Source organism: Rheinheimera baltica (assembly GCF_030731985.1).
Classification (GTDB): domain Bacteria; phylum Pseudomonadota; class Gammaproteobacteria; order Enterobacterales; family Alteromonadaceae; genus Alishewanella; species Alishewanella baltica.
Window position 1 is genome coordinate 240561 of record NZ_JAPJDY010000008.1, and the last position, 22692, is coordinate 263252.

The window sequence follows — 22692 nt, forward strand, 5'->3', positions numbered from 1 at the left end:
TCAATTTGCTCTACCGTCACGCGATAAACAAAACTGTATTTTTTTATAGCAGATTTTTCTTATATCAGCGCCAAATTGCGGCATAGGCACACCTGAATCCGGAAACTCCAGCAGTACTTTATTCAGCCACAACTCAAATTGATTCAGATAATCGATAACAAATGCATTTGATAAACTTTGCTCAGACAAGTGTGCTGCTATTTGCCCTAAGCGCTCGCTAGCTCTGGGTGAAAAAGCGAGTGTGAGTTTACTCATACCTGGCGCGAATGCTGTTAAATACGTCGGCAGAGTTAAGTGCTTGCCCTTGCTCTAACTGACTTAGTGACACCTTAATGTCATCGCCAATACGTTTTGCCTGCACAAACTCAGCAAAAGCGTGCGCGACCGATTGCGGATTGTCGCCAAAAGCTTGTTTTAAATCCGCTTCCAATGCTGGGTTGTCTATTTGGATATTTATCACCGATATACTCCACTTACTGTTGCTTGGTCAGCATACTGTGTAACTGAGTGTAGCTCAACTACCCCGCAAAGCTTGCCAAGCTTTAGACACGGGTTCGATTCCCGCCACCCGCTCCAGTTTTGTTACCGTTAAAATATTTTTCAGTTTTTTTGTCACAGCCCGTTTTGCTGGCGGTACTTGGTAATGTTACTCATAACTTATTAAGGACCTAAAATGAAACCTTCTAACGAGAACAACCATAAAAAGCACCCCGGCTTTTGGACCCACTTCGCCATTAGCCTAACCATCGTTGGCGGTATGCTGGCGGCCAATTTTAGTAGTAAAGCGGCTGAAAGCTTTAGTGTTGAGGTTATTGGCAAAGGCAAACCGGTGATTATGATACCAGGGCTAATGTCGGACGCCAGCGTATGGCGGCCAACAGCCGAAGCGCTCTCAGGTCAATATCAGCTGCATTTAATCAGTATTGCCGGTTTTGCTGGTAAACCAGCCATTGATGGTGAGTTGCTACCCACCGTTACACAAGAACTGCTGCAATATATTAATCAACACCACCTAAAACAGCCTGCAATTGTTGGCCACAGTTTAGGGGCTTTTATGGCATTTAACCTCGCCAGCCGCGCGCCGGAAATGATTGGCACTGTGATTGCTGTAGACGGCCTGCCCTATCTGGCACCGGTGTTTAGTCGCACTAACGATACCACGGTTGCGATGATGCAGGGACAGGCCGATTACCTGCGCCAGCAGTATCAACAAATGAGCCCACAGCAGTTGTCCGCCATGACGGCACAAGGGCTGTTTATTCAGGCCACATCACAACAGCATCAGCAGCAGGTGCTGGATATGGCGACACGCTCTGATCCTAAAGCTGCTGGTCAGGCGGTATATGAGCTACTGACAACGGATTTGCGCCCGGTAGTACATCAAATTAAAAGCAAAGTGCTGTTACTTGGTGCCGGTGGGGCTTTAACATCAAACGCTGACAGGGAACGAGCCAAAGCCTTGTATCAAGAACAAATTGCCAGCATTGCCCATGCCACGCTTGAGTTTAATGAGCAATCGCGGCATTTTATTATGCTGGATCAGCCAGCGTGGTTAGCAAACCAGATTATCAGCGCACTGCAGGAGTAAGCATTATGGCTATCACATTTACAGAGCAGCAGCTTATTCCTGACGTTACTGCCGCGCAGCAAGGTAATATTAACGCCTTTGAACGTTTAGTGGCGCGCTGTCAGCGCAGTGTCAACAGCATTGCACTGGCTATTGTTAAAGATTTAGACGCCAGTGAAGATATTACCCAGCAGGTGTTTATTCATATCTGGCAGCAACTGAATACCTTACAAAACCCGGCTAGCTTTTTGCCCTGGGTACGCCAGATAACGCGCTACCGTGCCTTTAACTACCTGCGCGATAACAAAGTTGGCAGTACTCTCACCGGTGATGATGCTGATGCAGCACTGGCAGAGTTTGCCAGCGAACTTGAGCTGGATGACGACTTAGCCAAAGCACAGCAAAACCATATAATGGCGGATTTTATCAGCCAGTTACCTGAAGACAGCCGTGAAATCGTGCTGCTGTTTTACCGCGAAGAGCAAAACAGCCAACAGGTAGCTGAACTACTTGGTTTAAGCGAGAGCAATGTACGTAAAAAACTACAGCGGGTGCGCGAACTGTTAAAAGTCCAGTTACTGGCCAAATACGGCAAGCTGATATTAACCACCGCACCCGGCCTTGGGCTAACCACAGCCATTTGCAGCGCCTTAACACTGGCCAGCCCGCCGATAGCAGCGGCCACGGCAAGTACGGCAGCCGCCAGCCAAAGCTCATGGCTGGGAAAAGCTGCCTTACTGCTGGGCGGTGCCATGCTGGGTGCACTGGCTGGCGTGGTTGCCGTTATTGCCGGTATGCGCCAGCCGATAAAACGCGCCAACAGCACTAAGCAAAAACAGCAGCTAATTACACTACGTAACCTTACTATTGCTTGGGTGCTAGGCTGTGGTGTGCTGTTAACCGTCAGCTACGAGTTTACTGCCGGTGCCTGGGGGCCAATTAGCGCCTTTACGCTGTTTGTTAGCGGCCTGTTGTGGGCCAACTATCGCGGCTGGCAGTTAATGCTGCCACAGTTAAAACAACAAGGCGCGGCGGCATACCGTAAAAAGCAGCTGTGGTGTACGTTTGGTTTAGTGTTGGGTTATGGTGCAGGCTTTGCCGGTTTAATTATTGGCCTAATCAACAGCGGCCGCCTGTAACAGGCAGCCGACTGGTGACAAAAAACTATTTAAATTTACGCAGCCGCACGCTATCACGCAGCGCTTCCCAGGCGGGAAACAGCGCAATAATTACCAAGGTTATCATAGCGCTGCGCTCCAGTTGCTGCAGGTTAAACACGCCGTACCAACGCTCTGTATTAAGTTGCAGCAGTGGCGAAGTGCTGGCCAGATACAGTGCAATGGCAGCAATAACCACATTTAACACTACATGACTGGCCAACATGTTGCGGCTCCACAGTCGCTGCTGCAATTGCCATAAAGAATGCATAATTCCCAACACAATCACCGGTGTACTGTATTGCAGTATCAACCTGACATTACTGCTTAACAGCAAACTGCTCTGCGCCAATTGTTCAGCTGACATCGACAGCGGGTACCAAATGACCACCAGCAAGAAAATATAACTGGCTAAATCAGTAAAAATGTCCTGCAATTTTATGTGTTGCCAGCCTGGCCCGGCTGGAGGCAGTGTCTCCGGTTGCCAACTTTTGCCACAGCCGGTATTAGCGACAGGCTGCTGGCGTGACATAAACCAATACGCCACAGTAATAGAGGTAAAACCAAAGCATGCTTCGTCGATAAAGCCGCCAAACAGGGCAAAACCATAGCGGATCAGGCCCATATCGGCGCTACTTAGCCAAAGTGTCGTCACATCAACCAGATGCAGCACAAATAAAATACCTAACACCATAAATAAGGTATTTTTATACAGTGCCATATAGCTTGCATTGATGAATGGCTGTGGCGGCACAAACTGCTGTGCTACAGTGCGCGGATGGCCCATTTGCTTTAGTAGTGCTGCCACTTCAGCATCGCTTATTTCACCCTGTTGCTCTGTCAGTGCGTCGAGCTGATCCATAATATTGGCATTAAGTTCGCGGCCTATTTCATCACGTTTTGTTTCAGGTAATTCGCGCTGCACAGCAGCAATATAACGTTGGACTAATTCCATTATGCCTTCTCCTCATCACTTGCCAATAAGTTACCCAGCGCACCATTTAACAAACGCCATTCAGTAGTAAGCTGTTGCAGCATTTCCTGGCCCATTGTAGATAACTGGTAATAACGCCTTTCACGGCCTTCAGCGTGTTTCCACTCACTGTCCAGCAACCCTTGCTCTGCTAAACGACGAATTAGCGGGTATAGCGTGCCTTCGTCGATATCAATACCACTATCTTGCAACTGTTTGCGTAATGAGTAGCCATAATGCGGCTGCTTTAACAACGCCAGGGCAGCTAACACCAGTACCCCACGGCGTAACTCCAGTCGCATTTTATCCAACTGTGCTGTTGTCATGCGTTTCTCCTTTTACTGTGCAACACATACTGCGCAACACATACTGTGCAACACATACTGTGCATCAAACACCATGCAACACATACTATGTGCCACACAGCAATTTAGCAAGTGCCTTGCTGAAAAAATATTCAAAAATAAATTTTATAGAGAAGGCTAAACAGGATTTAGTCAAAGGGAATGGTAATACAAGGACTGGCACTATGTTGAACCCGAGCTAGCGCAACACTGCAGCATGCGCCAGGGCTATGGGCTATGGGCTATGGGCTTAAGCATAAAGGTTTTTTGCTATTTTGCTGCGTTCGGCGTACCGGGTTATAAAATAAACCACTTAGTAAGCCGGCGTAGGCCAACAACACGATGCAGGGTTTTCACGGCATTGTTGTGCCGTAACTGAAATAAACAGCCTACGCTAAAACTGAGCAGTAAGCCCGGTGCAGATACGATAAATGCGCTGACGCGCTGTTTTAACAGCCATTGCTGTGCTTGCAAGGTTTGCTGAAGTTGTGCGCCTTGCTCGGCGAAATGTTGTACACGCTGTCTGCGGCGGCGCAAAAGTTTATCTATCAGCATGAGTGTCCTCCTTTATCAGCATGCGCATCTTACTTTTCAGTTGCCTTGGCCATAAACACGTTACATAGCTGCTGCCAGGTATGACGAAACCCTACTTGCGATAAAACGTAACGTAAACTACGCCAACACCATAGCAGCATGATGCATTGCATCAGTAATAAGGTAGCGGCCATGATTAATAGCGAACCGGTTAACTGAAATGTCAGGTAGCCAATGGCAACTAGCATACTGCCCCAGAGTAAAATAAGCCCGGCAGCAAAACACACCACAAGGCCTGCAGCCACGGTAAGGCTGCGCGCAGACAGCGATAACTCTGCTTTAGCTGTCTTAGCGGTGAGCTTTACTTGCTCAGTATAATTGGCCGTTACCGACCAACTTATTGCCGCTAGCTCTGTTAGCTGATCCAGCGCTTGCTCGCCTATATTCGCTGTCTTGCTAGTCACCGGCTTCTGTGGCGGCGCCTGGGCAAATTCACGACTTTGCATAGCCATATCCTACCGGCGACGTAACAATGTGGTAAGCAGCATGCCTGCAGCAAAAGCAATACCTGCTGTAGCTAACGGGTTTTCAGCTGCCAGCTCCCGGGTTTTACTGTAAGAGCTTTGTAGTTGCTGTTTAATTTCTTCTTGCTTGTGCGCAATAGTGTCGCGCGACGATGCCGCGGTTTTGCGTAAACTGTCTTCGGCAACTGAGGCTTTTTCTGCCATGGCATCCACGGCATGGTGCGCCGCCGCAGTGGCTTTGTCAGTAACGGGCGTATTTGCTGCATTATTTGCTGAGTTATTTGCTGAGCTACTAGACGAACTATTTGTTTGAGTTGATGAGCTGGCCATATATGCCTCCTTAGTTAACAGGATGAAAAGCAGTGAAGTACTGCTGTTGTACAACGTTAACTACGCAATGGTTATGCCAGTTTAAATATAATGATACAAAACAATAGGATAAGGTTAATAAAAAAAATAAATGACACGACTATCCACTGCCAAAGCTGTAGAAGTTACCTGCGGCTAGTAATCTTTACAGGGTACCAAAAGAAAAAAACCAGACGAGAGTCTGGCTTTTTGCTTAGCGCGGTAACTTAGCACGTTAGTTGGGTGCTATTGCTTAGTGCTATTGCTTAGTGCTATTGCTTAGCGCCCTGTGTTAGAGCCATGCCTTAGCGACGTTGGCGTCGGCAGCACAGCAACGCTAATAACAGCAAGGCAAAAGGAGAACCACTGCCGCCACCGGTGCTTTCGTTAGTATTGGCATTGTTCTGCGGCACAGCCACAACAGTAACGGTAACGTCATCACTACTGCTGGCTCCGCGGTTGTCTGTCGCGGTTACCTGTAACACCAGCGTGGCACTGTTTGACGGTGCAACAAACGACAGCGTTTCACTAGCCGCATTTTGCAAGCTAACCGTGCTGCCACTGAGTTGCTGCCACTGATAACTTATGCTGTCGTTCTCTGCATCCTGCCCTGTGGCAGTTAAGCTAACCATTTGACCGGCATTTACCTGAATATTGTCTCCGGCGTTAACTTGCGGTGGTGTATTCAGATCGTTGTCCAGGATGGTTATTTGCAAAACACTTCTTGCCCCCAGCACACTGCCGTTAACGCTAACTAGCTGCACGGTAAAGGATTCGTCACCTTCATCCAAGGTGTCATCAATAAGCTCCAGGGTAAACGTTTTATCGCTAATGTCGCCATCGGCCCAATTTAACTGGCCATTTTGTGCAACAACATCCTCGCCTACTGTTGCACTAGCAGTTTGCAGCACATAATCAACAGCAACGTCGCCGTCTTGGCCACCCAGGCGTTGCACGCTAAGCTGCACCGTTTTGTTTTCTAATACCCGCTTATTTTGTTGCACAAAACTAAGGCTACCCGGGCGGGGTGGCTCAATGCCAAACGCCACCGTTGTCATGGCCGGTGCTTGCAGCGTGGCACCACCTTGTGGGTCGAACAGCCTGACAAAAACAGTGCGCCGGCCGGCTTCACCGCTATCAAGGGTATTAAGTGTAATGGTTTTATCACTGTTATCATCGGCCGCCCAGCTTAATCGCCCGCTTAGCGCTTCAAAGTCGGTATCTTGCACTGCACTGCCGGCAAAACTTTGATACGCCACGCTAACAGCGCCCGTTCCCGCTGGCCGTTGTACACTAAGCTGCGCAGCAGCACCTGGCACCACCTCGATACTGGCCTGATTAAACGACAGCGAACCGGCAGCAGAGGTAAGGCTATTGTCTTGCAAGATATACAAGCCAGAATTAATATCACTGCCTAAAATTAGGCCAGAAGGTAAGTAGGGATAAGTGCCCCACATTCCGTTAAACGCCGCACCGTCAGAGGGTAAAAAGGTATCAAAGAAAGCCACTTCGGTAGGCGCAGCAGGATCTGTGATGTCCAGAATGGTTAAACCGCGCTGATAATTAGACATGTAGTAGCGGTTGCCACGAACAAAACCATTATGATCAATAGCGGCACTGGGGCCTTTCCAGGTATGTTGCAGCACCGGGTTACGTAAGTCATCCAGTTGGTACACCCTTAGCGTAGTGTTTATACCAAAACTGGTTTCATCCAATTCATCATGCACAAACAGAAAGCGGTTGTCCTCACTGCTCCAGCCTGAATGAATATAGCTGGCCCGGTCATACGTAAACTGCGACAACTTAACCGGTGAAGAAGCAACAGACGCATCCCACAACTGCACCTCCTGCTCATTAAAATCAAACAACACCTGACAAGGGCTAAACCGACAGTCGCTTGTCGCGCGGCTGTCTTCTATTTGCATCATGGCCACATCATGGCTGTAATCTTCAGCCAGTGCGGTACCTCGTTGCCATAAAAACGACAATTGGGTGGGATTAGCCAATGACAACGTTGACACGGCGCCACGCTGCGTGTTCTGCCCGGCTAAATACAGCGCCGGTGCTGCTGGGCTATTTTGGCTATTGGTGCTGTAATCTACACCACCGATAAACACATTATGACTGGATACCACAGTGCGGTAACTTGCCGCCAGCGATACCGCATCAGGTAGCCGGTTTAAATCAATAATTTGAATACCATCACTGCCCTCAGACGAGACATAGGCATACGCCTGCCAGCGCCGTAAGGTGTTATCGAAATATTGGTACACTTTAATGTCACGCCAGGAGGTTAAAGTACCTGAAATAGTGCCTACTTCCAATGGTGCATCCGGTGTTGCCAGGCTTACCACCGCAGTACCGTTGGTCAGGCCAATTAAGGCATACTCGGTACCGGTATTTAAATCAACATGACCCCAAATATCATTCGCGGCATTGGGGCGCGAGCTAAAATCGGCTAAGCCTACATGGCCAACCAAATCGATATTACGGCAGCTAAAATTACCAGCTTTACCGTCCACACATTGCTGCGCTGGCTGCGAATGACTCAGGCTTTGATGCTGCGCCAAGCGCGCTTGCAAACCGGCAGACAGGCTGGCCTTGCCGTCACGCAATGTATGTAAACCACGACGTAAAAGCCTATCTTGCCACTCGGCCGGCACGCCGCTTAGTGTGGTGCGGTTAATTTGCGGTGCCTGCAACTGATAATGATCTATCCGGCTGTATCCACCCAATACCGGCACTAACTCGCTGCTTAAGTAAAACAGCTGCTCTTCATCATTAAGTTGATAATGGCCTGCTGCAACCAACACCTTATCACCCTTGTTGGCCTGCTTAACGGCATAACCAATAGTCTGACAGGGACGTAACGGTTTATCACAGCGACCAATATCCTTACCATCGGTTGCAACAAAGCGCGCCTTATCATGTTCAGCATGCGCCAGCACTTGGAGCGGCAGCATTGCCAATACCAGCAAGCTCAATACCAGGCTAATACGGTTGAAACCTAAACTCGTTTGCACAGGCCACTCCTTCAGTATTATTGCTATATCGACCAACTTTGTTATTTCAGGTATTGTTAGCCTCATACATATGTTATGCAAGTGTTTATTAATGTTGAGACTGAGTATTTCTTTGCTAGCCGTTTTGCTGCCAGCGTTGCTAACCGGCTGTGAGCCTGGCACTACTACTTCGGGGTCAACATCGGAGTCAGGCTCAGCGGGACTATCACTACAATTGCAGTATAACGGTGCAGCCCTTACCTGTGATAGCACGCTAAACATTGCCGGCAAACCCTGGGCGCTGCAGCAATTTCAGCTGTATTTAAGTGAGTTTAGCGTAAACAATACGCCTTTATTGCTCGACCCAACGCTGCCCTATCAGCAAGCCAACATTGCATTATTGGGTGCCGTGTGTGACGGTAACGCATTAAATAGCCGTGGCAACTGGCAGTTAAAATTTGCCAGCGCCCTGCCCAGTGGCAGCTTAAGTTTTACTGTAGGCGTGCCACAACTGCGTAACCACCAAGACCCACTGTTAGCTAAGACGCCATTGAATCAAAGTGATATGTTTTGGAGCTGGCAGCAAGGCTATAAATACCTGCGTTTAGAACTGGCAGGCAAGGCTAGCGACAAGGTTAACTCACCACAGGCAAACGCATGGGCATTGCATTTGGGTGCTACGGGCTGCCAGTCTGCCAGCGTACTACGTGCACCAAGCAAAGCCTGTGCACAGCCTAATTTAGCCCGCATTAACCTGCCCTTTCAGCGTGGCCAAACGCTGCAATTAGACCTGGCGCCACTGCTACATGGCATTAATATGTCGGCCGATAATCACTGCATGTCAGACATCAACCGGCTAAGCTGCCAAACCTTATTGCCAAGGTTAGGCATTAATGGCAAGGCACTAGGCTGGAGCATGCAATGAGATATGCCCTGGCATTGCTGCTTACCGTGTTGCTAAGTAGCTGTAGCAAGCCTGAACCCGCTTATCAATGGGCACTGCCCGAAGGCTTTCCTCAGCCGGTAGTACCGGCAGATAACCCCATGTCGGCGGCAAAGGCAGAGCTTGGCCGCTATTTATTTTACGACACGGCGTTGTCAGCCAATCAGCAGCAAAGCTGTGCCAGTTGTCACCAGCAAGCACATGCTTTTGCTGAACCTCGTACGGTGTCTGTTGGCAGTACCGGACAACTGCACCGGCGCAATGCGCTAGCACTGGTTAATGTGGCTTATAACAACAGCCTTACCTGGGCACACGATGGCTTGCAGCATATTGAAGCACAACTGCTGATCCCGCTATTTGGCGACACACCAACAGAACTGGGCGCGGCTGGCCACGAACAACAGATTTTAGCGCGGCTAACACGCCAGCCTTACCCTGGCTTATTTAATGCCGCCTTTGGCGACAGCAAGCCAGAGTTTCGTCAGGTCGTTGATGCGCTTAGCAGCTTTACCCGGCAGTTACTGTCGTTTAATTCGCGCTTTGACCGCTACGCCTATCAACAGGATGACAATGCGCTAAATGAGCAAGAGTTACTGGGGTTAAACCTGTTTTTCTCTGAGCGGTTAGAATGCCACCACTGCCACGGCGGCTTTAACTTTACTCAAGCCACCAGTCACGAACGCCAGCCACTGGATCGCCGACCATTTCACAATACCGGCCTGTACTATACCAGCCGGCCAGATTTGGCAGATAGCGGCTATTTACAGCACGACAGAGGATTAGCAGAAGTAACTCTTAACCCGGCAGACGATGGCCGCTTTCGGGCACCAACACTAAGAAACATCGCCCTAACGGCGCCTTACATGCATGACGGCAGTCTGGCGACATTAGCGCAGGTAGTCGATTTTTATGCCGCAGGCGGTCTGGTAACCGAGATCAATGGCGAGCTTAGCGATGGCAGATTACACCCGGCTAAAAGCGGTTTTGTGCGCGGTTTTGAGTTAACCCCAGAAGAAAAACAAGCGCTGCTGGCGTTTTTACACAGCCTGAGCGACGAGCAATTTGTCAGCAACCCGGCTTACAGCAACCCGTGGCCACAAGCGGACGCACGCTAATACCGGGTTATTCGCCGCTTACGCCTGGTGTGTTCGGTTACCGGCCAGGATGCTGACCAGAGCGGTGGGCGCGACCAGAATATGGAAACCCAGCAGGCTGAGTGCCAGCGTAGCGCCACAGCTGATAACAAATTTTACCCATAGTGCCATCTGCACATCAATCAACAGAAACTGCACAAAAAGCAGTAGCGGCAAATGCACGATATACAGCCAAAAGCTAACCTTTGACAAATACGCCAGAGCGCGGCTATCCCAGTCTAGCCAGCGCCTGGCATACAGCAGGGCACATAGTGTCCATAACACCGCACTGCAACTTTCCAGCACAGTGATCGCCAGTTTCAGCCAACCTTCTGGCTGGCTCTGTGGTGTCAGGGTTATCGGCAATAACGCGTAGTACAGCGCATAGCTGGCAGCGCCCAGTAGCAAATAATAATGCCGAAACGGACTAAAGCCGGCTAACAAGGCCGGCATGCTGAAACAGGCATACCCCAAGCCAAAAAACACACCATAAAACCACAGTGCCCATAAGGCTGGGAAAATCCATTCCGGTGCCGGAAATGGCACTGACACACTATACAAGGCAGGCACACAGGCCATTATTGACAACAGCACTAGTGCATTTGGCTTAAGTTCGCTAAACCAGCGCAACATCTTGCGGTTAAGCAAAATGCGGCCGCACCAGGTCAGCAGATACAAAAACAGTAAATGGTATAAAAACCACAGATGCATGGTGCTAAGCGGCATGGCGGCTGGCTCGGCCTGGCTTAGCATCGACTGGACAAAGGCTAAAAACGGTGGCTTGTGCTGCACATGGAACAAGCCAAACTGTATTACCGCCCCCATAGCCAGCGTTAGCAACGGCAAAAATAACAACAAGGGCAAGCCGATGCGGCGCAGCCGGTTGCGCCAAAACACAGCCTCACCATATTTATGTAGCAGCATAGCGGCGAAAAAGCCGGCCAGCAGAAAAAACACCGGCATACGAAACAGATGGCTGGCCCAGGCGAAGACATCAAACAGCGGATGGTTCAGTACATCGGCGCTGGGCCAAAATGGCTGCGCCATAGGGCTGTAAGCCAGGGCGGCATGAAAAAGCACGCCGGCCAGCATCGCAAGCGCACGCAGATTATCCAGGTAAAACAGGCGTGTATAACCGCTACCCTGCGACATAATGCTGGCTCCTTCTGGCAACCGTTACCAGGCTGGCTGTATAAAAAGCTGGGGTTATAAAAAGCTGGTTTTACGCTTTTGTAAGTAGGCGGTCAGCATCAGTACAACCACCACTAACACGCTACCTGCCGCAAGTAGACCAAGCGTTGTGCTATTCCAACTGGCCGTGGGCGCTTCCAGAGTTAGATGCACAGCCGGCATGCGGATGATCCAGAAAATAAAGCCGTTCAGTAACAAGTTAGTGATTATCATCACCGTCACGGTGTAGCCTTCTGAATAAGTCAGTAGTGCGGTGGCCAGATAACAGCAGTACGACAACAAAATAAACACGCTTACCAGCACCACCAGCGGGATCACGCCGTTGGTCACCGGTGTGCTAACTATTACCAGCAGCATCCCCAATACCAGCAGCAACCAGGGCACCAAATACAGCGCCAGATTCGCGCCAAGCTTGGCCAGGGCATAATCCTGCGCCGTAACCGGCAAACTCATCATAAAGGCTAAGGTTTGATCTTTCTTTTCGTTCACCACCAGCTCAATGGCCGAGCGGGCACCAATGACAATCATCAGCGTGATCATCATGATGGCACCGCTATTAAACATCAACGGTGTGGCCATCCCCATCATGCCAATGACCACTACGCCACCGAGCATATAAGCGGCCAGGGACTTTTTCACCAGTTGCCAGTCTTTTACTATCAAACGTTTTATCATTACGGTGTTATCCAGCGCATTTAGCATCTTGTCTGCTCCTATCTGTTACGCTTGACGTTGGCGACAAAAATTTCTTCAAGCGACATCCGATGCTGCTCGATCACTTTAAAACCGGCCTGCTGCAGCACAACGGCAAAGTCGCTGCTGCATTGATCGGTAATCACCTCGGCTAACTGGCCACTGCGGCGAATGCTCACCGCGCCGAGCACACTGTCCTGCGCCTGCGGCAGCAGCTGACAACGAAAACGCGCCCAACTTTGCACAAAGCTTTCTTTATCCTGCAGCGCCAGTAATTTGCCTTTGTCTAAAAAGGCAATCTGGTCCGACAGTTTTTCGATGTCATGGGTGTTGTGCGACGAGAACAACACACTGCGTTCGTCATCGCGCAATATATCGGCCAGCTCGGTAATCACTTCGTCACGGGCCACTGGATCCAACCCAGTGGTGGGTTCATCTAACACCAGCAATTTGGGTCGTCTGGCCAGCACCAGTAACAAACAGGCTTTTACCCGTTGACCATGCGACAAGCCTTTCATTTTCTGGTCTGCAATCAGCTCAAAACGCTGCAATAAATCTTTGGCATAGCCGTGGTCAAAGTTCGGAAAAATACTGTGAATAAAATCCATATGCCACTGTAATGTCTGGTTTTTATATAGCCGCATATCATCTGAGGCAAAACCTATATCGTATTTCGCCTGAACCTGCTGCGCCGGCAATTGATAGCCCAGTACGTCCACCTGACCAGCATCCGCTTTTACCAGCCCCATTAAAATACGGATAGTGGTAGATTTTCCTGCGCCATTTACGCCAACCAGCCCCAATACCTGACCTTTGGCCAGGGAAAGATTCAGATTTTCCATGGCAAAATGCGGGTAGCGGATACTGATATTGCGCATGTCAAAAGCATATTGCTGCATTGCGTTTGTCCTCGTTGTCGCAGCAGGTTAACGCTGCGATTCCAGTTTTTGTTGCAACTGTGCTAACAGTTGTTGGTCCGTCAACTGCAGTTGCCGGGCTAATTCCACCAGCTGCTGCAGTTGCTGTGTCAGTTGCTGCTTTTTTAGCTGTTGCTGTAAATCCGGCTGCGCCGACACAAAAGAGCCACGACCAGGCTGCGTGACAATCACACCCGACAGCTCCAGCTCGGCGTAAGCACGTTTAACTGTGATCACACTGACCTGAGTTTGTGCCGCCAGCTCACGAATAGATGGCAAAGGCATATTGGCCGGCCAATCTCCCAGTGATACTTTGCTGGTGATTTGCTCGACAATTTGTTCATACATTGGCTTTTTGTCTGTTGCCGACAGAAATAGGCCGTCACTCATAAAGCATCCCGCATGCACACCAACCGTGTATATTCGATATGCACAGTATATACACAGATATGCACAGTGCAAGTTAAAAATTAGAAAGATCGCACAGCGGCGTTATCTAAGCGCAAATAAGCCGCATGCCTATTGCAGGCAATTGGCCTGGCGGCCACTATAAAAGCTGTTATGTTCGCCAACCGGAGCTTACTGTGCGTTTTACTTTTCCTCTATTAATGCTGCTGTTGGCGCTGCCGTTATCAGCTCAAACCTACTACCCACCACGTGGTAGCTGGGCCGAAGCAAGCCCGCAGGCGCTAAAGGTGGATGCCCAAAAGCTGGCTGCTGCCGTTAACTACGCCATAGCCAGCGAGAACCCGGCAGCAAAAGATCAGGCTATTGTGCAGGCGACCACCTTTGGTGCCAGAGAGCCGTATGACCAAATTATTGGCCCTATGGGTGTTCGCGCCGCAGCCAATGGGCTGATTGTGTACAAAGGTAAACTGATGGCGCGCTGGGGTGATGTCGACAGTGTTGATATGACCCACAGTATTGCCAAAACCTTTTTAACCACGGTTACCGGGCTGGCTTTTCAGCAAGGCTTAATTGCTAACCTACAAGACAAGGTTGGCCCTTATATGCCGCATGGCACAGCGCTTTATGACGGCGAGCACAACAGCCAGATTCGCTGGGATCACCTGCTACGCCAAACCAGTGACTGGCAAGGCACGCTCTGGGGTAAACCCGACTGGGCCGACAGGCCTGAAAGCAAAACGCCAGCCGAGTGGCCACAACGGCCGCTTCGCACACCGGGTACATATTATAAATACAATGATGTACGCATAAACCTACTGGCGCTGTCTACGCTGTATGTTTGGCGCAAGCCGCTACCAGAGGTGTTAAACGAACACATTATGCAACCTATTGGCGCATCGTCTACCTGGCGCTGGTATGGCTATGACAATAGCTGGATAGAGCTCGATGGCACGCGGGTGCAATCTGTGTCGGGCGGAGGTCACTGGGGCGGCGGTATCTTTATAAACGCCTGGGATTTAGCCCGCTTTGGTTATTTGTTTTTACGTGATGGCCAATGGCAAGGTAAGCAACTGGTTAGTCAAGACTGGATTACCCAAGCCCGCGCTGGCGGTAGTGCGAACCCGGAATACGGCTTTGCAAATTGGTTTTTAAACCCGGGCCGCAAAGCTCTACCCAATGCGCCACAAACCGCTGTCACGTTTCAGGGTGCGGGCCGTAATGTTATATATATTGACCAGGAAAATGACTTATTAATCGTCACGCGTTGGATTGCCAATGGCGACGAGCTAAACCAACTGGTGGGCAAAGTACTGGCAGCACTGCCAGATTAGGGCGATAAGCGGATACTCATTAAAAAGCCAAAAACCGCAAACGCGATGCGTTAATCCGTTTTCGCAACGCTGTTGGCGTCTAGCTCATTTTCTATCCTTTTAAAGCCGAAGACAACGTAATGCATAACGCTCGCAATCTGCTGCGCGGGATACGAAAATCTGCTGCATGGCATTGTTATAGCAAAACAGGTTCATCACGCATTCTTTCCCATGTTTGTACCATAAGCTTCTTGGCGGGGCCCCACCGATACCCCCCCAGCGCGCCACTTTGCTGTATAACCCGGTGACAGGGGATCAGCAAAGCCACTGGATTTGCTCCAATAGCGTTACCAACAGCCCTTGCAGATCGGGGTGCGCCTAGTGATCTGGCTATTTCGGCATAGCTGGCCACAGCGCCCGGTGGTATTTTCAACAAAGCACGCCACACTGCGATCTGAAAATTTGTCCCTGTCACATGGAGCGACAACGGACCTTGTCGGGAAGCTGTGCCACTGCTAAAAAAGGCATCAATAACATGACGCGTAGATGCCAGGCTTTCTCTGCTCGAACTGAGAGGCCAATCGTTATGCAAGTCATCCAGTAACTCTTCCATGCTATTGAAGTCCATAAACGCTGCCCGGCAAACACCACGCAGGGTTACGGCCACAAACATAGGCCCCATTGGGGTAGGATGTACTCCATACTCGATCTGTACCTCCTTCCCCCGATTTTTATACTCGCCAGGTGTGACTGCTTCCAACTGCACAAAGTGATCATGCAACCTTGAACTGCCACTTAAGCCAAGCTCATGTGAGACATCAAGCAAGGTGCGGGATTTATCCAACAATTCCTTGCTTCGTTCCAATGTCAGGACCTGTAAAAAGCGCTTCGGCGTAGTACCTGCCCAACGACAAAACAACCTCTGAAAATGATACGGGCTCAGATGCACATGGGCGGCTATCTCTTCAAGGCAGGGCTGATCAATTGCCCGATCAACCAAATAAGCCATAGCGCTTGCGATTCGGTCATAGTCTGACATGGGCCGGCCTCTCAGACACGATTTATAGATACACCGCCATCTACCAACATCGCAGAACCCGTTGTGAAACTGGATGCATCGGATGCTAAGTACAATGCGGATTGAGCAATTTCATCTGGTGTCGCCATACGTTTGAGCGCATGCAGGTTATGCACAAACGCCAATGCTTCTGGCGTATTGGCAAACTCACGCCCCGCTGGCGTATCAGTACCACCAGGCAGAAGGGCATTGACCCGGATATTCTGAGGCCCATGCTCTGACGCCAGCACTTGAGTCAAACCAATAAGGCCAGCCTTACTTGCTGCGTAGGCAGCCATGCCTGGCATACCTGCGGTGTAACCAACAAAGGTAGAGGTGAAAATTAACGAACCTCCTTTTCGAGCGGCCATGGCGGGCAGCTGGTACTTTGCACCAAGAAATGCGCTGGTTAAGTTGGTCGCAATAACCTGATTCCAGTCCGTGAGCGACATATCCGGGACAGGGCCCATAGCGCCCAAGATAGCCGCATTGTTGAAAGCGATATCCAATCCACCAAAGTGAATCACCGCCTTATCTACCAAAGCTTTGGCAAAAGACTCATCACCAACGTCACCCGCTAGTGCCAGCGCCCGCCCGCCTTCCGTGTTGATTAAGTCCACAAGGTCATCAAGCTCCTTTTGTCGCCTTGCAGCCACCACAACGGCAGCACCTTCTTTCGCAAAAAGCTTCGCGGTTGCATAGCCAATACCGGTACTGGCACCAGTAACAATAGCAACTTTGTTGGCCAGTATGTTCATCGATTATTTCTCCTGGATCTGCTGACAATTAAAGGGCGCGTGCCCAAACAGATGTCATATTAGAAGGTGAAATGATTACTGCCGACCCGAATCTTGCTGAATTTCAATTGTGCTATAACGCTTAACGTTTCGGCTTAGCTTTGCGGCTTACCGAAGCGCAGCGTAGGTGCCCCCGCCAACAGCCTCTGGTTATGTGGTGGTAATTCAATCTGGCAGCCCCTCGAACTCTGGCACTTTTCCTAACTTATCATCCCAAGCAGCTTTGCTTGATAAAAAGATGTGTGCTGTTGGCGGCATAGAGATTTCAGTGTCCAAGCACCCAGCGGGAACGACGAGCAAACCTGGGATCTGAGTGTTTGGCAATGCTGAGCCACACAACTTACAAAAGCTTTTGCTATGGCGAGTACCTGGAAGCGTAAAGGAAGTCACAGCATCTGCACCCGACCGCCAGACCAAGTTAGCTGACTGTGAGAATAGATTTGCCGCATGAGCCGAACCCGTATCTTTTTGGCAATGCTGACAATGACAAAGGTAAAAACTATCGAAGTCACCTTTTATCTCAAAGCTCACGGTGCCACACAGACAAGAACCTAAATGATTAGTCATCAAAATCCCTCCCATTGTCTGTGGATGAAATACACATCACACTATGCTAATTGGCTGCCGCAGCGTAGCGTAGGCAAAATTACAGCCCATGGTGGCGTCTTATATGTTTTATCTTGCCAATGTCGTTGAATTCTAGAGACATTATATTAATGGTCGTGTACTCAAAAGGTTTATCCATATGGCTAGGTTGCCCTTTGGCGTGCTCTTTGAATTTTACAAAGGTAACGTTGCGGCCGGTCATCATTTCCAGAATATCTATATTGCTGAAAAACATCTTGTCTTCTAATTTCGCCAACATGCTCTTTCGCAACTCCTCTTTGCTGGAAAATATCACATTAAACTTTACGTGTTCATCCAGAAACTCGTCAGCCAAAAACGAGAGGAAATGCTCAACGTCTGCTGCCGTAGAATCTGGTTGCTGGCGAGCATTTTTTGCAGCGATAAATTGTTGCGTTATGTCCTTTAGCTGTTCTTCAGAGAGTACAGTGTTCGCGTTTGAAAAAACTGAAAAGAGAGAAAGCAAAAGAAATGAAATTACCTTTTTCACAATAGTGTCCTTGATCGTCTAACTAACCTGTAGAAAAACTGCTCAGAACACAGCATTTCCGCCCCGGTCATTTTGTATATTATTTGTTACGAAATTTGCATGCTTTTGGTGGGAATTTCAAGACAAGATTTACATGGTGCTATTTCCCCGAATAGACGTATGCAGTCATTCACCGCCAAGTTTGATCCCTTTGTGCTTGCAATAGAGGGGGGAGTCCACTTTCACCTCTCTAGTTACGTGTCATGCCCGACACACACGCTTCAAGAACCGGTGCGGCTTGCCGCATCCGTGTTGCTTGACTTGTTGAACGAAGCCGCTACGCGGCAGAGTGGATCATCAGCTGTACTTCTTATGCCCTTCAATCGTGAAGGCTCTGTAAGGAGTATTATCATTAATACCAACGAGCAACACCGCTTTAATAATTTGTATCAAGAATATCTTAATGCGTTAACCTTGCAAGGAAAAAGTCCTAAAACGGTTGATATGTATAGCCGCTATCTGCGCCAGGTTTCACTGTTTTTTATTCGCTACCATCCTTGGCGCTCCCCCCCGGGCCAGCTAAAACTGTTCAAATCCTTCCCGAGGATTTGTGATACCTGCCCGGATGCCCTCACCGCTGCTGAGCTTAAAGGCTATTTCCTGAAACTGGTGGAAACCAAATCCTGGAGTGCGGTTAAAATTGCCCGCAACGCGATTCAGTTTTTTTTCCGCCATGTGCTGAATAAACCCTGGGATTGGATCCCCATTGTTAAACCGCCCGTGGTGCAAACACTGCAAGACGTGCTATCCCCCGCTGAAGTGGCGGCCATTATCAATGCGACCCGTGAACTGCGCTATCAAACCTATTATTGGGTGACCTACAGCTTAGGTTTACGTTTAAGCGAAGCGCTGAACTTAACCATCGCTGATATCGACAGCCACCTGATGCGGGTGCATCTGCGCTTTACTAAAAGCAAAAAAGACCGCTTTGTACCCTTGCCACAAACCACCTTAACGGCACTGCGCCGCTATTGGGCAACGCATCGTCATCCCACATTATTGTTTCCCGGTGGAAAAGCGCCGCATGTGCGTGAGGGTAAGTAAGCCAATGGTGATGGATAAAGGTGGCGTGCAGAAGACCATTAAGCTCGTCGCGAAACCGGCTACCTTGCAGCCTTTCTTTACCCGCGATAAAAAGCTGCAAGGCCATGCCGGCTTAACCGCCGTGCTGCACACCCATGCCCGTAATCTGGATTATCATCCGCATCTGCATCTTATTGTGCCGGCAGGCAGCCTGAATAAACGCCGTAAACTCTGGCGGCAGAAAACCGGCCAATACCTGTTCAAAGCCGATAACTTAGCCCGGGTGTTTCGCGCTAAGTTTATACATGCCCTGACACAGGCCGGGTATCACTTGCCGTATCAGTGCCCTAAAAAGTGGAATGCCGATTGTGAGTGCGTCGGTAGCGGTAACAGCGCCTTAACGTACCTCGCTCGGTATTTGTACCGTGGGGTAATTAGCGAAGATAACATCTTGTCTTATCAACACGGCAGGGTCACCTTCAGGTACAAAAACAGTACCACTAAGCAATACCAGCGCATTACCGAGCCTGCCGTCGATTTTTTATGGCGGGTGCTGCAGCATGTGTTACCCAAAGGCTTTCGTCGCACCCGGGACTATGGTTTTTTACACGGCAACGCCAGGCGCACCTTGTTGCGTATTCAATTGCTGCTTAAAGTCAGGTCATCGCCGCCACCCAGCCGGCAACAGAGTAAAAAGTGCTGCCCGCATTGCCAGGGCCAGTTACACATAATCTGGGTCAAACATCGCTGGGAGGCCACAACGGCAAAACAGTCAGCACATTTAAAACGAACCAACTAAGCAAGGGATTGCGCCAAGGCACAGGATGCGCCCCACCCGTGATAAAAATACTGAACCTGGAGGTGAGTAACGGCTAAACGAAAACATAAAAGAACAACGGATTGCTGCTGACAAAAGCGGCGATTATGGCTAAACTCGCCCCTAATTTACTGCCGCTAACCAGCGCAACCCAAGCCACTCAGGCTGTCATCGATATATCTACTATATAAGCAGAAAAACCAAACACCGGGCTTGTCCAACAACAGGATTAAGTCGCGGCTGCGCGCGACCTATCCTTGTTTATTAGGTAATTCTGCGCCTTCGCCAAGCAATATGGGCAGTATATGATTTCTGCTAAGCTGGTGGTGCGTAGCATTTTTATATTTATTGCCATGTGCATTTAGCAACAGAACGATTAAGAGATTTCGGAACGGAACAAATTGAATCAGAGCGGTGTAACCATAGTCAGTGCTTCCACCCATCTGAACGATAGATTCACCACTGATTTCGACCTGCGCTAAACTACCCAGCAACCATCGTTCGTTTGCTTTAGAAAAAGCTAAGTTTGACGCCCCTGCGGGGAAGATCGCTCCGTTTTTAAGTGCATCAGACCAAATGGCTAAATCATCAATTGACGTAACCATACCACCGGCCCCAATGAGCGCCCAGCTTAAGCCTTTTTCAAAAGTGGTACGGCCTTGGTCATCTCCCCCGTAGCCAAGAGCGAGGTGGCTTGAAGATACTCGTTGATCTTGATAGAAGCCGGTGTTACTTAAATTTAACGGAGTCAATAAGTTGTCGTGGACATAATCCTGAAATGATTTATCACTCACTTTCTCGACGATAGCCGCCAACAACGTGTAGGCCGCGTTGGAATATGCGATTTTCTCACCCGGCTTTGCAATTAGCGGCATAGCTAAGATTCTGTTCTCAGCCGTAGATTTATCCATTAACTCAAAGTCAGACTCATTGTGAAAGTTATCCAGGCCACTCGTGTGCCCCAAGAGCTGCATAATTGTAATCGACTTCAATTCGTCAGGCGCTATTGGATAAAAAGCCCCAATAGTGTCGGAAAGTTGCAACTTTTTATTCTGGACAAGTTGTAGTACTGCGGCTGCTGTAAATGTTTTTGCAATTGATCCCATATCAAAAATAGCTGCAGCACTATTTTTCACAGAACCTTCCCTGTCAGCAAAGCCATAAGCACTCTTAAATAAAACAACGTCCCTTTGAGCAACCAGAACAAGCCCATCAAAAGTACCAGCCATATGTTCTCGTTGAAGTTCATTAGACAAACTAGCGATTACCGCTTTATCTGACTGAACAATTGAAGATACTTCGCGATGGCCTGGTCCCGCGCTACAACTTGAAAGTACTAAGGCGAATATAAAAATGGCTAGACGGTTCATAGTTTTTATAAGTTACCTAACGCCCCACATAAGCTGCCGGAACGTAGTTGTTTGTTTTGTGGTAAGCGAAGCGTTAAACTACAAAACAAACGACGCAGTGTAGGTCTGCTTTATGTGATTGTTATGTGTAGATTAATCGAGTGGTACTAGTTCAAAATCAACAAAATCTTCCCACTTTTTAAACCACTCATAGAATAGCTCAATATTGTTTGATTCCATCAATTGATAGCACACATTAAGATCCCTATTCACCCAAGAATTCAAATAATGAAGTCCGCTTGGAAACATGCGACCTTGTCTATTATATCTTTCATAATTTTCCTCTATACAGCCTGGCTTAAATTTTTCCACAACCATATATTTTTTCAAATTTAAACGTCCTTTACTATTATGGAGATTTGGCTCCAACAGTTTTACACATAACGCCCGCCACAAACGCGAGCAACTTGTTGCGAGTCGAGCGGCCAAAGGCCGCGTTTTTGATGGCTTTTGTTAGAGCTCATTTTGCTTAAACTCTGTAACTTCATAAGAACACTCATCATCAATAATATCTTTGGACCAATCTACACGCATAGCCTCTGGAAATCCGTATTGGTTATTAAACCTCAAGTCTAATTGATGGGCTTCCTTGATAGCTTTTTCTGCCTCATTAAAAAGATCTTCGATTGTTGCGTTACCACCGAATGACTGATTTTCAAACGTGATGAAATTATGCTTACCACTACTGACATTAGCTGATGTCGTTGAGCCGAACATACATCCATCCTCAACGACATAACTGTAGTTCTGAAGATTCTGCGACCGCCAGTAAGCTCGGTACTGCTCAAACTGATCCAGTTGGCGGCTCCGCTCTAAGACTGCGGATATCCCCCAAGAGGAATAAATCAGGATGATCAAGCTCCCCAAAACAATCAGAGCCACAAATGGATTACGCAGATCGAAAAGATTCATTAAGAGCTCTAACGCAAAGCACACGGGCGGAAAAACGCTTTAGCGTTTGACGTCCCAGTGGCCGCAGGCCACGAGTGATGCGCCTTGTTAGAGGTGTGACGGATCATATGCACCGGTTAAATACACCTCATAATCAATGTTCTCAACGACGGTTCCATCATTGAACTCGTAGATATCATGCTGAGCTTTATCAAGAAAACTAAGATCCGGCGGTATCATTTCAAATTGCTCTTCAGAGCCACCTTCAACTTCAACTAAAAGTCCGCCCTCATCTACTTGAACAATCGTGCCCCAATAACCCGAATACTGTTCTTCTTCGTCAGGAACGACAATTTTTAAGGATACGATTACCCTTTTACCAATTTCTTTTGACGCTAATTCGACTGAATACAATTTAAACCTCTAGACATAATGACTCCCCACGAGGTGCTGACCTCCGAGTTCGTGGGTTAGTTTCGCAACCAGAGCCATACTGTATTT

General features: G+C 48.9%; 26 protein-coding genes and 1 pseudogene. 7 read left to right on the forward strand and 20 right to left on the reverse strand.

Annotation, left to right across the window (positions count from 1 at the left end; all coding sequences use genetic code 11):
- Together ORJ00_RS14785 and ORJ00_RS14790 are read right to left on the reverse strand one after the other, a co-directional pair.
- Nucleotides 1-255 carry a type II toxin-antitoxin system RelE/ParE family toxin gene (locus tag ORJ00_RS14785; protein WP_306140212.1) on the reverse strand — a complete coding sequence of 85 codons (255 nt, stop codon included), beginning with the start codon at nt 253-255 and terminating at the stop codon, nt 1-3.
- Nucleotides 248-460, reverse strand: a complete 213-nt coding sequence (locus tag ORJ00_RS14790; RefSeq protein ID WP_027670445.1) for a hypothetical protein — start codon at nt 458-460, stop codon at nt 248-250. Before ORJ00_RS14790 ends, ORJ00_RS14785 begins: the two co-directional genes overlap by 8 nt.
- 213 nt (nt 461-673) lie before the next feature.
- On the opposite strand from ORJ00_RS14790, the gene ORJ00_RS14795 reads away from it, so the two are divergent.
- Nucleotides 674-1588: an alpha/beta fold hydrolase gene (locus ORJ00_RS14795; protein WP_306140213.1), complete on the forward strand. Its 915-nt coding sequence runs from the start codon at nt 674-676 to the stop codon at nt 1586-1588.
- Nucleotides 1589-1593: 5 nt separating this feature from the next.
- Nucleotides 1594-2706, forward strand: coding sequence for an RNA polymerase sigma factor (locus ORJ00_RS14800; protein WP_306140214.1), 1113 nt, complete (start codon nt 1594-1596; stop codon nt 2704-2706).
- A gap of 25 nt (nt 2707-2731) precedes the next feature.
- Here ORJ00_RS14800 and ORJ00_RS14805 read toward each other — a convergent pair whose 3' ends face one another.
- The 6 genes from ORJ00_RS14805 to ORJ00_RS14830 form a co-directional block, all read right to left on the reverse strand.
- Nucleotides 2732-3679 (reverse strand): HAAS signaling domain-containing protein, encoded by a 948-nt coding sequence (locus ORJ00_RS14805; protein WP_306140215.1) that lies wholly within the window; start codon nt 3677-3679, stop codon nt 2732-2734.
- Nucleotides 3679-4023, reverse strand: a complete 345-nt coding sequence (locus ORJ00_RS14810) for a PadR family transcriptional regulator (RefSeq protein WP_027670442.1) — start codon at nt 4021-4023, stop codon at nt 3679-3681. Before ORJ00_RS14810 ends, ORJ00_RS14805 begins: the two co-directional genes overlap by 1 nt.
- 315 nt (nt 4024-4338) lie before the next feature.
- Nucleotides 4339-4596: a hypothetical protein gene (locus ORJ00_RS14815; RefSeq protein WP_306140216.1), complete on the reverse strand. Its 258-nt coding sequence runs from the start codon at nt 4594-4596 to the stop codon at nt 4339-4341.
- 29 nt (nt 4597-4625) lie between these two features.
- Nucleotides 4626-5081 (reverse strand): hypothetical protein, encoded by a 456-nt coding sequence (locus ORJ00_RS14820; RefSeq protein ID WP_306126870.1) that lies wholly within the window; start codon nt 5079-5081, stop codon nt 4626-4628.
- Between the two features lie 9 nt (nt 5082-5090).
- Nucleotides 5091-5429 carry a DUF883 C-terminal domain-containing protein gene (locus ORJ00_RS14825; protein ID WP_027670439.1) on the reverse strand — a complete coding sequence of 113 codons (339 nt, stop codon included), beginning with the start codon at nt 5427-5429 and terminating at the stop codon, nt 5091-5093.
- Nucleotides 5430-5752: 323 nt separating this feature from the next.
- Nucleotides 5753-8470 carry a choice-of-anchor B family protein gene (locus ORJ00_RS14830; protein WP_306140217.1) on the reverse strand — a complete coding sequence of 906 codons (2718 nt, stop codon included), beginning with the start codon at nt 8468-8470 and terminating at the stop codon, nt 5753-5755.
- A 91-nt stretch (nt 8471-8561) separates the two neighbouring features.
- On the opposite strand from ORJ00_RS14830, the gene ORJ00_RS14835 reads away from it, so the two are divergent.
- Nucleotides 8562-9374, forward strand: a complete 813-nt coding sequence (locus ORJ00_RS14835) for an MbnP family copper-binding protein (RefSeq protein ID WP_306140218.1) — start codon at nt 8562-8564, stop codon at nt 9372-9374.
- Nucleotides 9371-10507, forward strand: coding sequence for an MbnH family di-heme enzyme (locus tag ORJ00_RS14840; protein ID WP_027670436.1), 1137 nt, complete (start codon nt 9371-9373; stop codon nt 10505-10507). Before ORJ00_RS14835 ends, ORJ00_RS14840 begins: the two co-directional genes overlap by 4 nt.
- 18 nt (nt 10508-10525) lie before the next feature.
- Here the strand turns inward: ORJ00_RS14840 and ORJ00_RS14845 are convergent, their stop codons facing one another.
- Genes ORJ00_RS14845 through ORJ00_RS14860 form a run of 4 tightly spaced genes read right to left on the reverse strand, consistent with a single transcriptional unit; the run spans nt 10526 to nt 13716 of the window.
- On the reverse strand, nt 10526-11677 hold the full coding sequence (locus ORJ00_RS14845) for an acyltransferase family protein (RefSeq protein ID WP_306140219.1): 1152 nt from the start codon (nt 11675-11677) through the stop codon (nt 10526-10528).
- Nucleotides 11678-11731: 54 nt separating this feature from the next.
- Nucleotides 11732-12418, reverse strand: a complete 687-nt coding sequence (locus ORJ00_RS14850; RefSeq protein ID WP_027670434.1) for an ABC-2 transporter permease — start codon at nt 12416-12418, stop codon at nt 11732-11734.
- A gap of 11 nt (nt 12419-12429) precedes the next feature.
- Nucleotides 12430-13308, reverse strand: coding sequence for an ABC transporter ATP-binding protein (locus tag ORJ00_RS14855; RefSeq protein ID WP_306140220.1), 879 nt, complete (start codon nt 13306-13308; stop codon nt 12430-12432).
- Nucleotides 13309-13335: 27 nt separating this feature from the next.
- Nucleotides 13336-13716 (reverse strand): GntR family transcriptional regulator, encoded by a 381-nt coding sequence (locus ORJ00_RS14860; RefSeq protein ID WP_306140221.1) that lies wholly within the window; start codon nt 13714-13716, stop codon nt 13336-13338.
- A gap of 194 nt (nt 13717-13910) precedes the next feature.
- On the opposite strand from ORJ00_RS14860, the gene ORJ00_RS14865 reads away from it, so the two are divergent.
- On the forward strand, nt 13911-15065 hold the full coding sequence (locus tag ORJ00_RS14865; protein WP_306140222.1) for a serine hydrolase domain-containing protein: 1155 nt from the start codon (nt 13911-13913) through the stop codon (nt 15063-15065).
- A gap of 175 nt (nt 15066-15240) precedes the next feature.
- Here ORJ00_RS14865 and ORJ00_RS14870 read toward each other — a convergent pair whose 3' ends face one another.
- The 4 genes from ORJ00_RS14870 to ORJ00_RS14885 all read right to left on the reverse strand — a co-directional run bounded on the left by ORJ00_RS14870 (nt 15241) and on the right by ORJ00_RS14885 (nt 18012).
- Nucleotides 15241-16083: a methylated-DNA--[protein]-cysteine S-methyltransferase gene (locus ORJ00_RS14870; protein ID WP_306140223.1), complete on the reverse strand. Its 843-nt coding sequence runs from the start codon at nt 16081-16083 to the stop codon at nt 15241-15243.
- An 11-nt stretch (nt 16084-16094) separates the two neighbouring features.
- Complete coding sequence (locus ORJ00_RS14875) at nt 16095-16859, reverse strand: SDR family oxidoreductase (RefSeq protein WP_306140224.1); 765 nt, start codon at nt 16857-16859, stop codon at nt 16095-16097.
- A gap of 204 nt (nt 16860-17063) precedes the next feature.
- On the reverse strand, nt 17064-17480 hold the full coding sequence (locus ORJ00_RS14880) for a GFA family protein (RefSeq protein ID WP_370304652.1): 417 nt from the start codon (nt 17478-17480) through the stop codon (nt 17064-17066).
- Between the two features lie 64 nt (nt 17481-17544).
- The gene (locus tag ORJ00_RS14885; RefSeq protein WP_305977908.1) at nt 17545-18012 is read right to left on the reverse strand and encodes a nuclear transport factor 2-like protein; all 468 of its coding nucleotides are present in this window, start codon (nt 18010-18012) and stop codon (nt 17545-17547) included.
- Between the two features lie 351 nt (nt 18013-18363).
- Between ORJ00_RS14885 and ORJ00_RS14890 the strand changes: the two genes are divergently transcribed.
- Both ORJ00_RS14890 and ORJ00_RS14895 read left to right on the forward strand, forming a co-directional pair.
- Complete coding sequence (locus ORJ00_RS14890; protein WP_306140225.1) at nt 18364-19095, forward strand: site-specific integrase; 732 nt, start codon at nt 18364-18366, stop codon at nt 19093-19095.
- Nucleotides 19096-19153: 58 nt separating this feature from the next.
- A pseudogene (locus tag ORJ00_RS14895) lies at nt 19154-19873 on the forward strand (IS91 family transposase); the annotation flags it as partial.
- 269 nt (nt 19874-20142) lie between these two features.
- On the opposite strand, the gene ORJ00_RS14900 reads toward ORJ00_RS14895, so the two are convergent.
- From ORJ00_RS14900 to ORJ00_RS14915, 4 genes are all read right to left on the reverse strand, one after another.
- On the reverse strand, nt 20143-21261 hold the full coding sequence (locus ORJ00_RS14900; protein ID WP_306140227.1) for a serine hydrolase domain-containing protein: 1119 nt from the start codon (nt 21259-21261) through the stop codon (nt 20143-20145).
- 132 nt (nt 21262-21393) lie between these two features.
- A complete protein-coding gene (locus ORJ00_RS14905; RefSeq protein ID WP_306140228.1) occupies nt 21394-21630 on the reverse strand; it encodes a DUF3303 domain-containing protein in 237 nt (78 codons plus the stop codon).
- A gap of 123 nt (nt 21631-21753) precedes the next feature.
- A complete protein-coding gene (locus ORJ00_RS14910) occupies nt 21754-22212 on the reverse strand; it encodes a DUF6174 domain-containing protein (RefSeq protein WP_306140229.1) in 459 nt (152 codons plus the stop codon).
- A gap of 87 nt (nt 22213-22299) precedes the next feature.
- Nucleotides 22300-22605 carry a hypothetical protein gene (locus tag ORJ00_RS14915; RefSeq protein WP_306140230.1) on the reverse strand — a complete coding sequence of 102 codons (306 nt, stop codon included), beginning with the start codon at nt 22603-22605 and terminating at the stop codon, nt 22300-22302.
- Nucleotides 22606-22692: the final 87 nt, after the last annotated feature.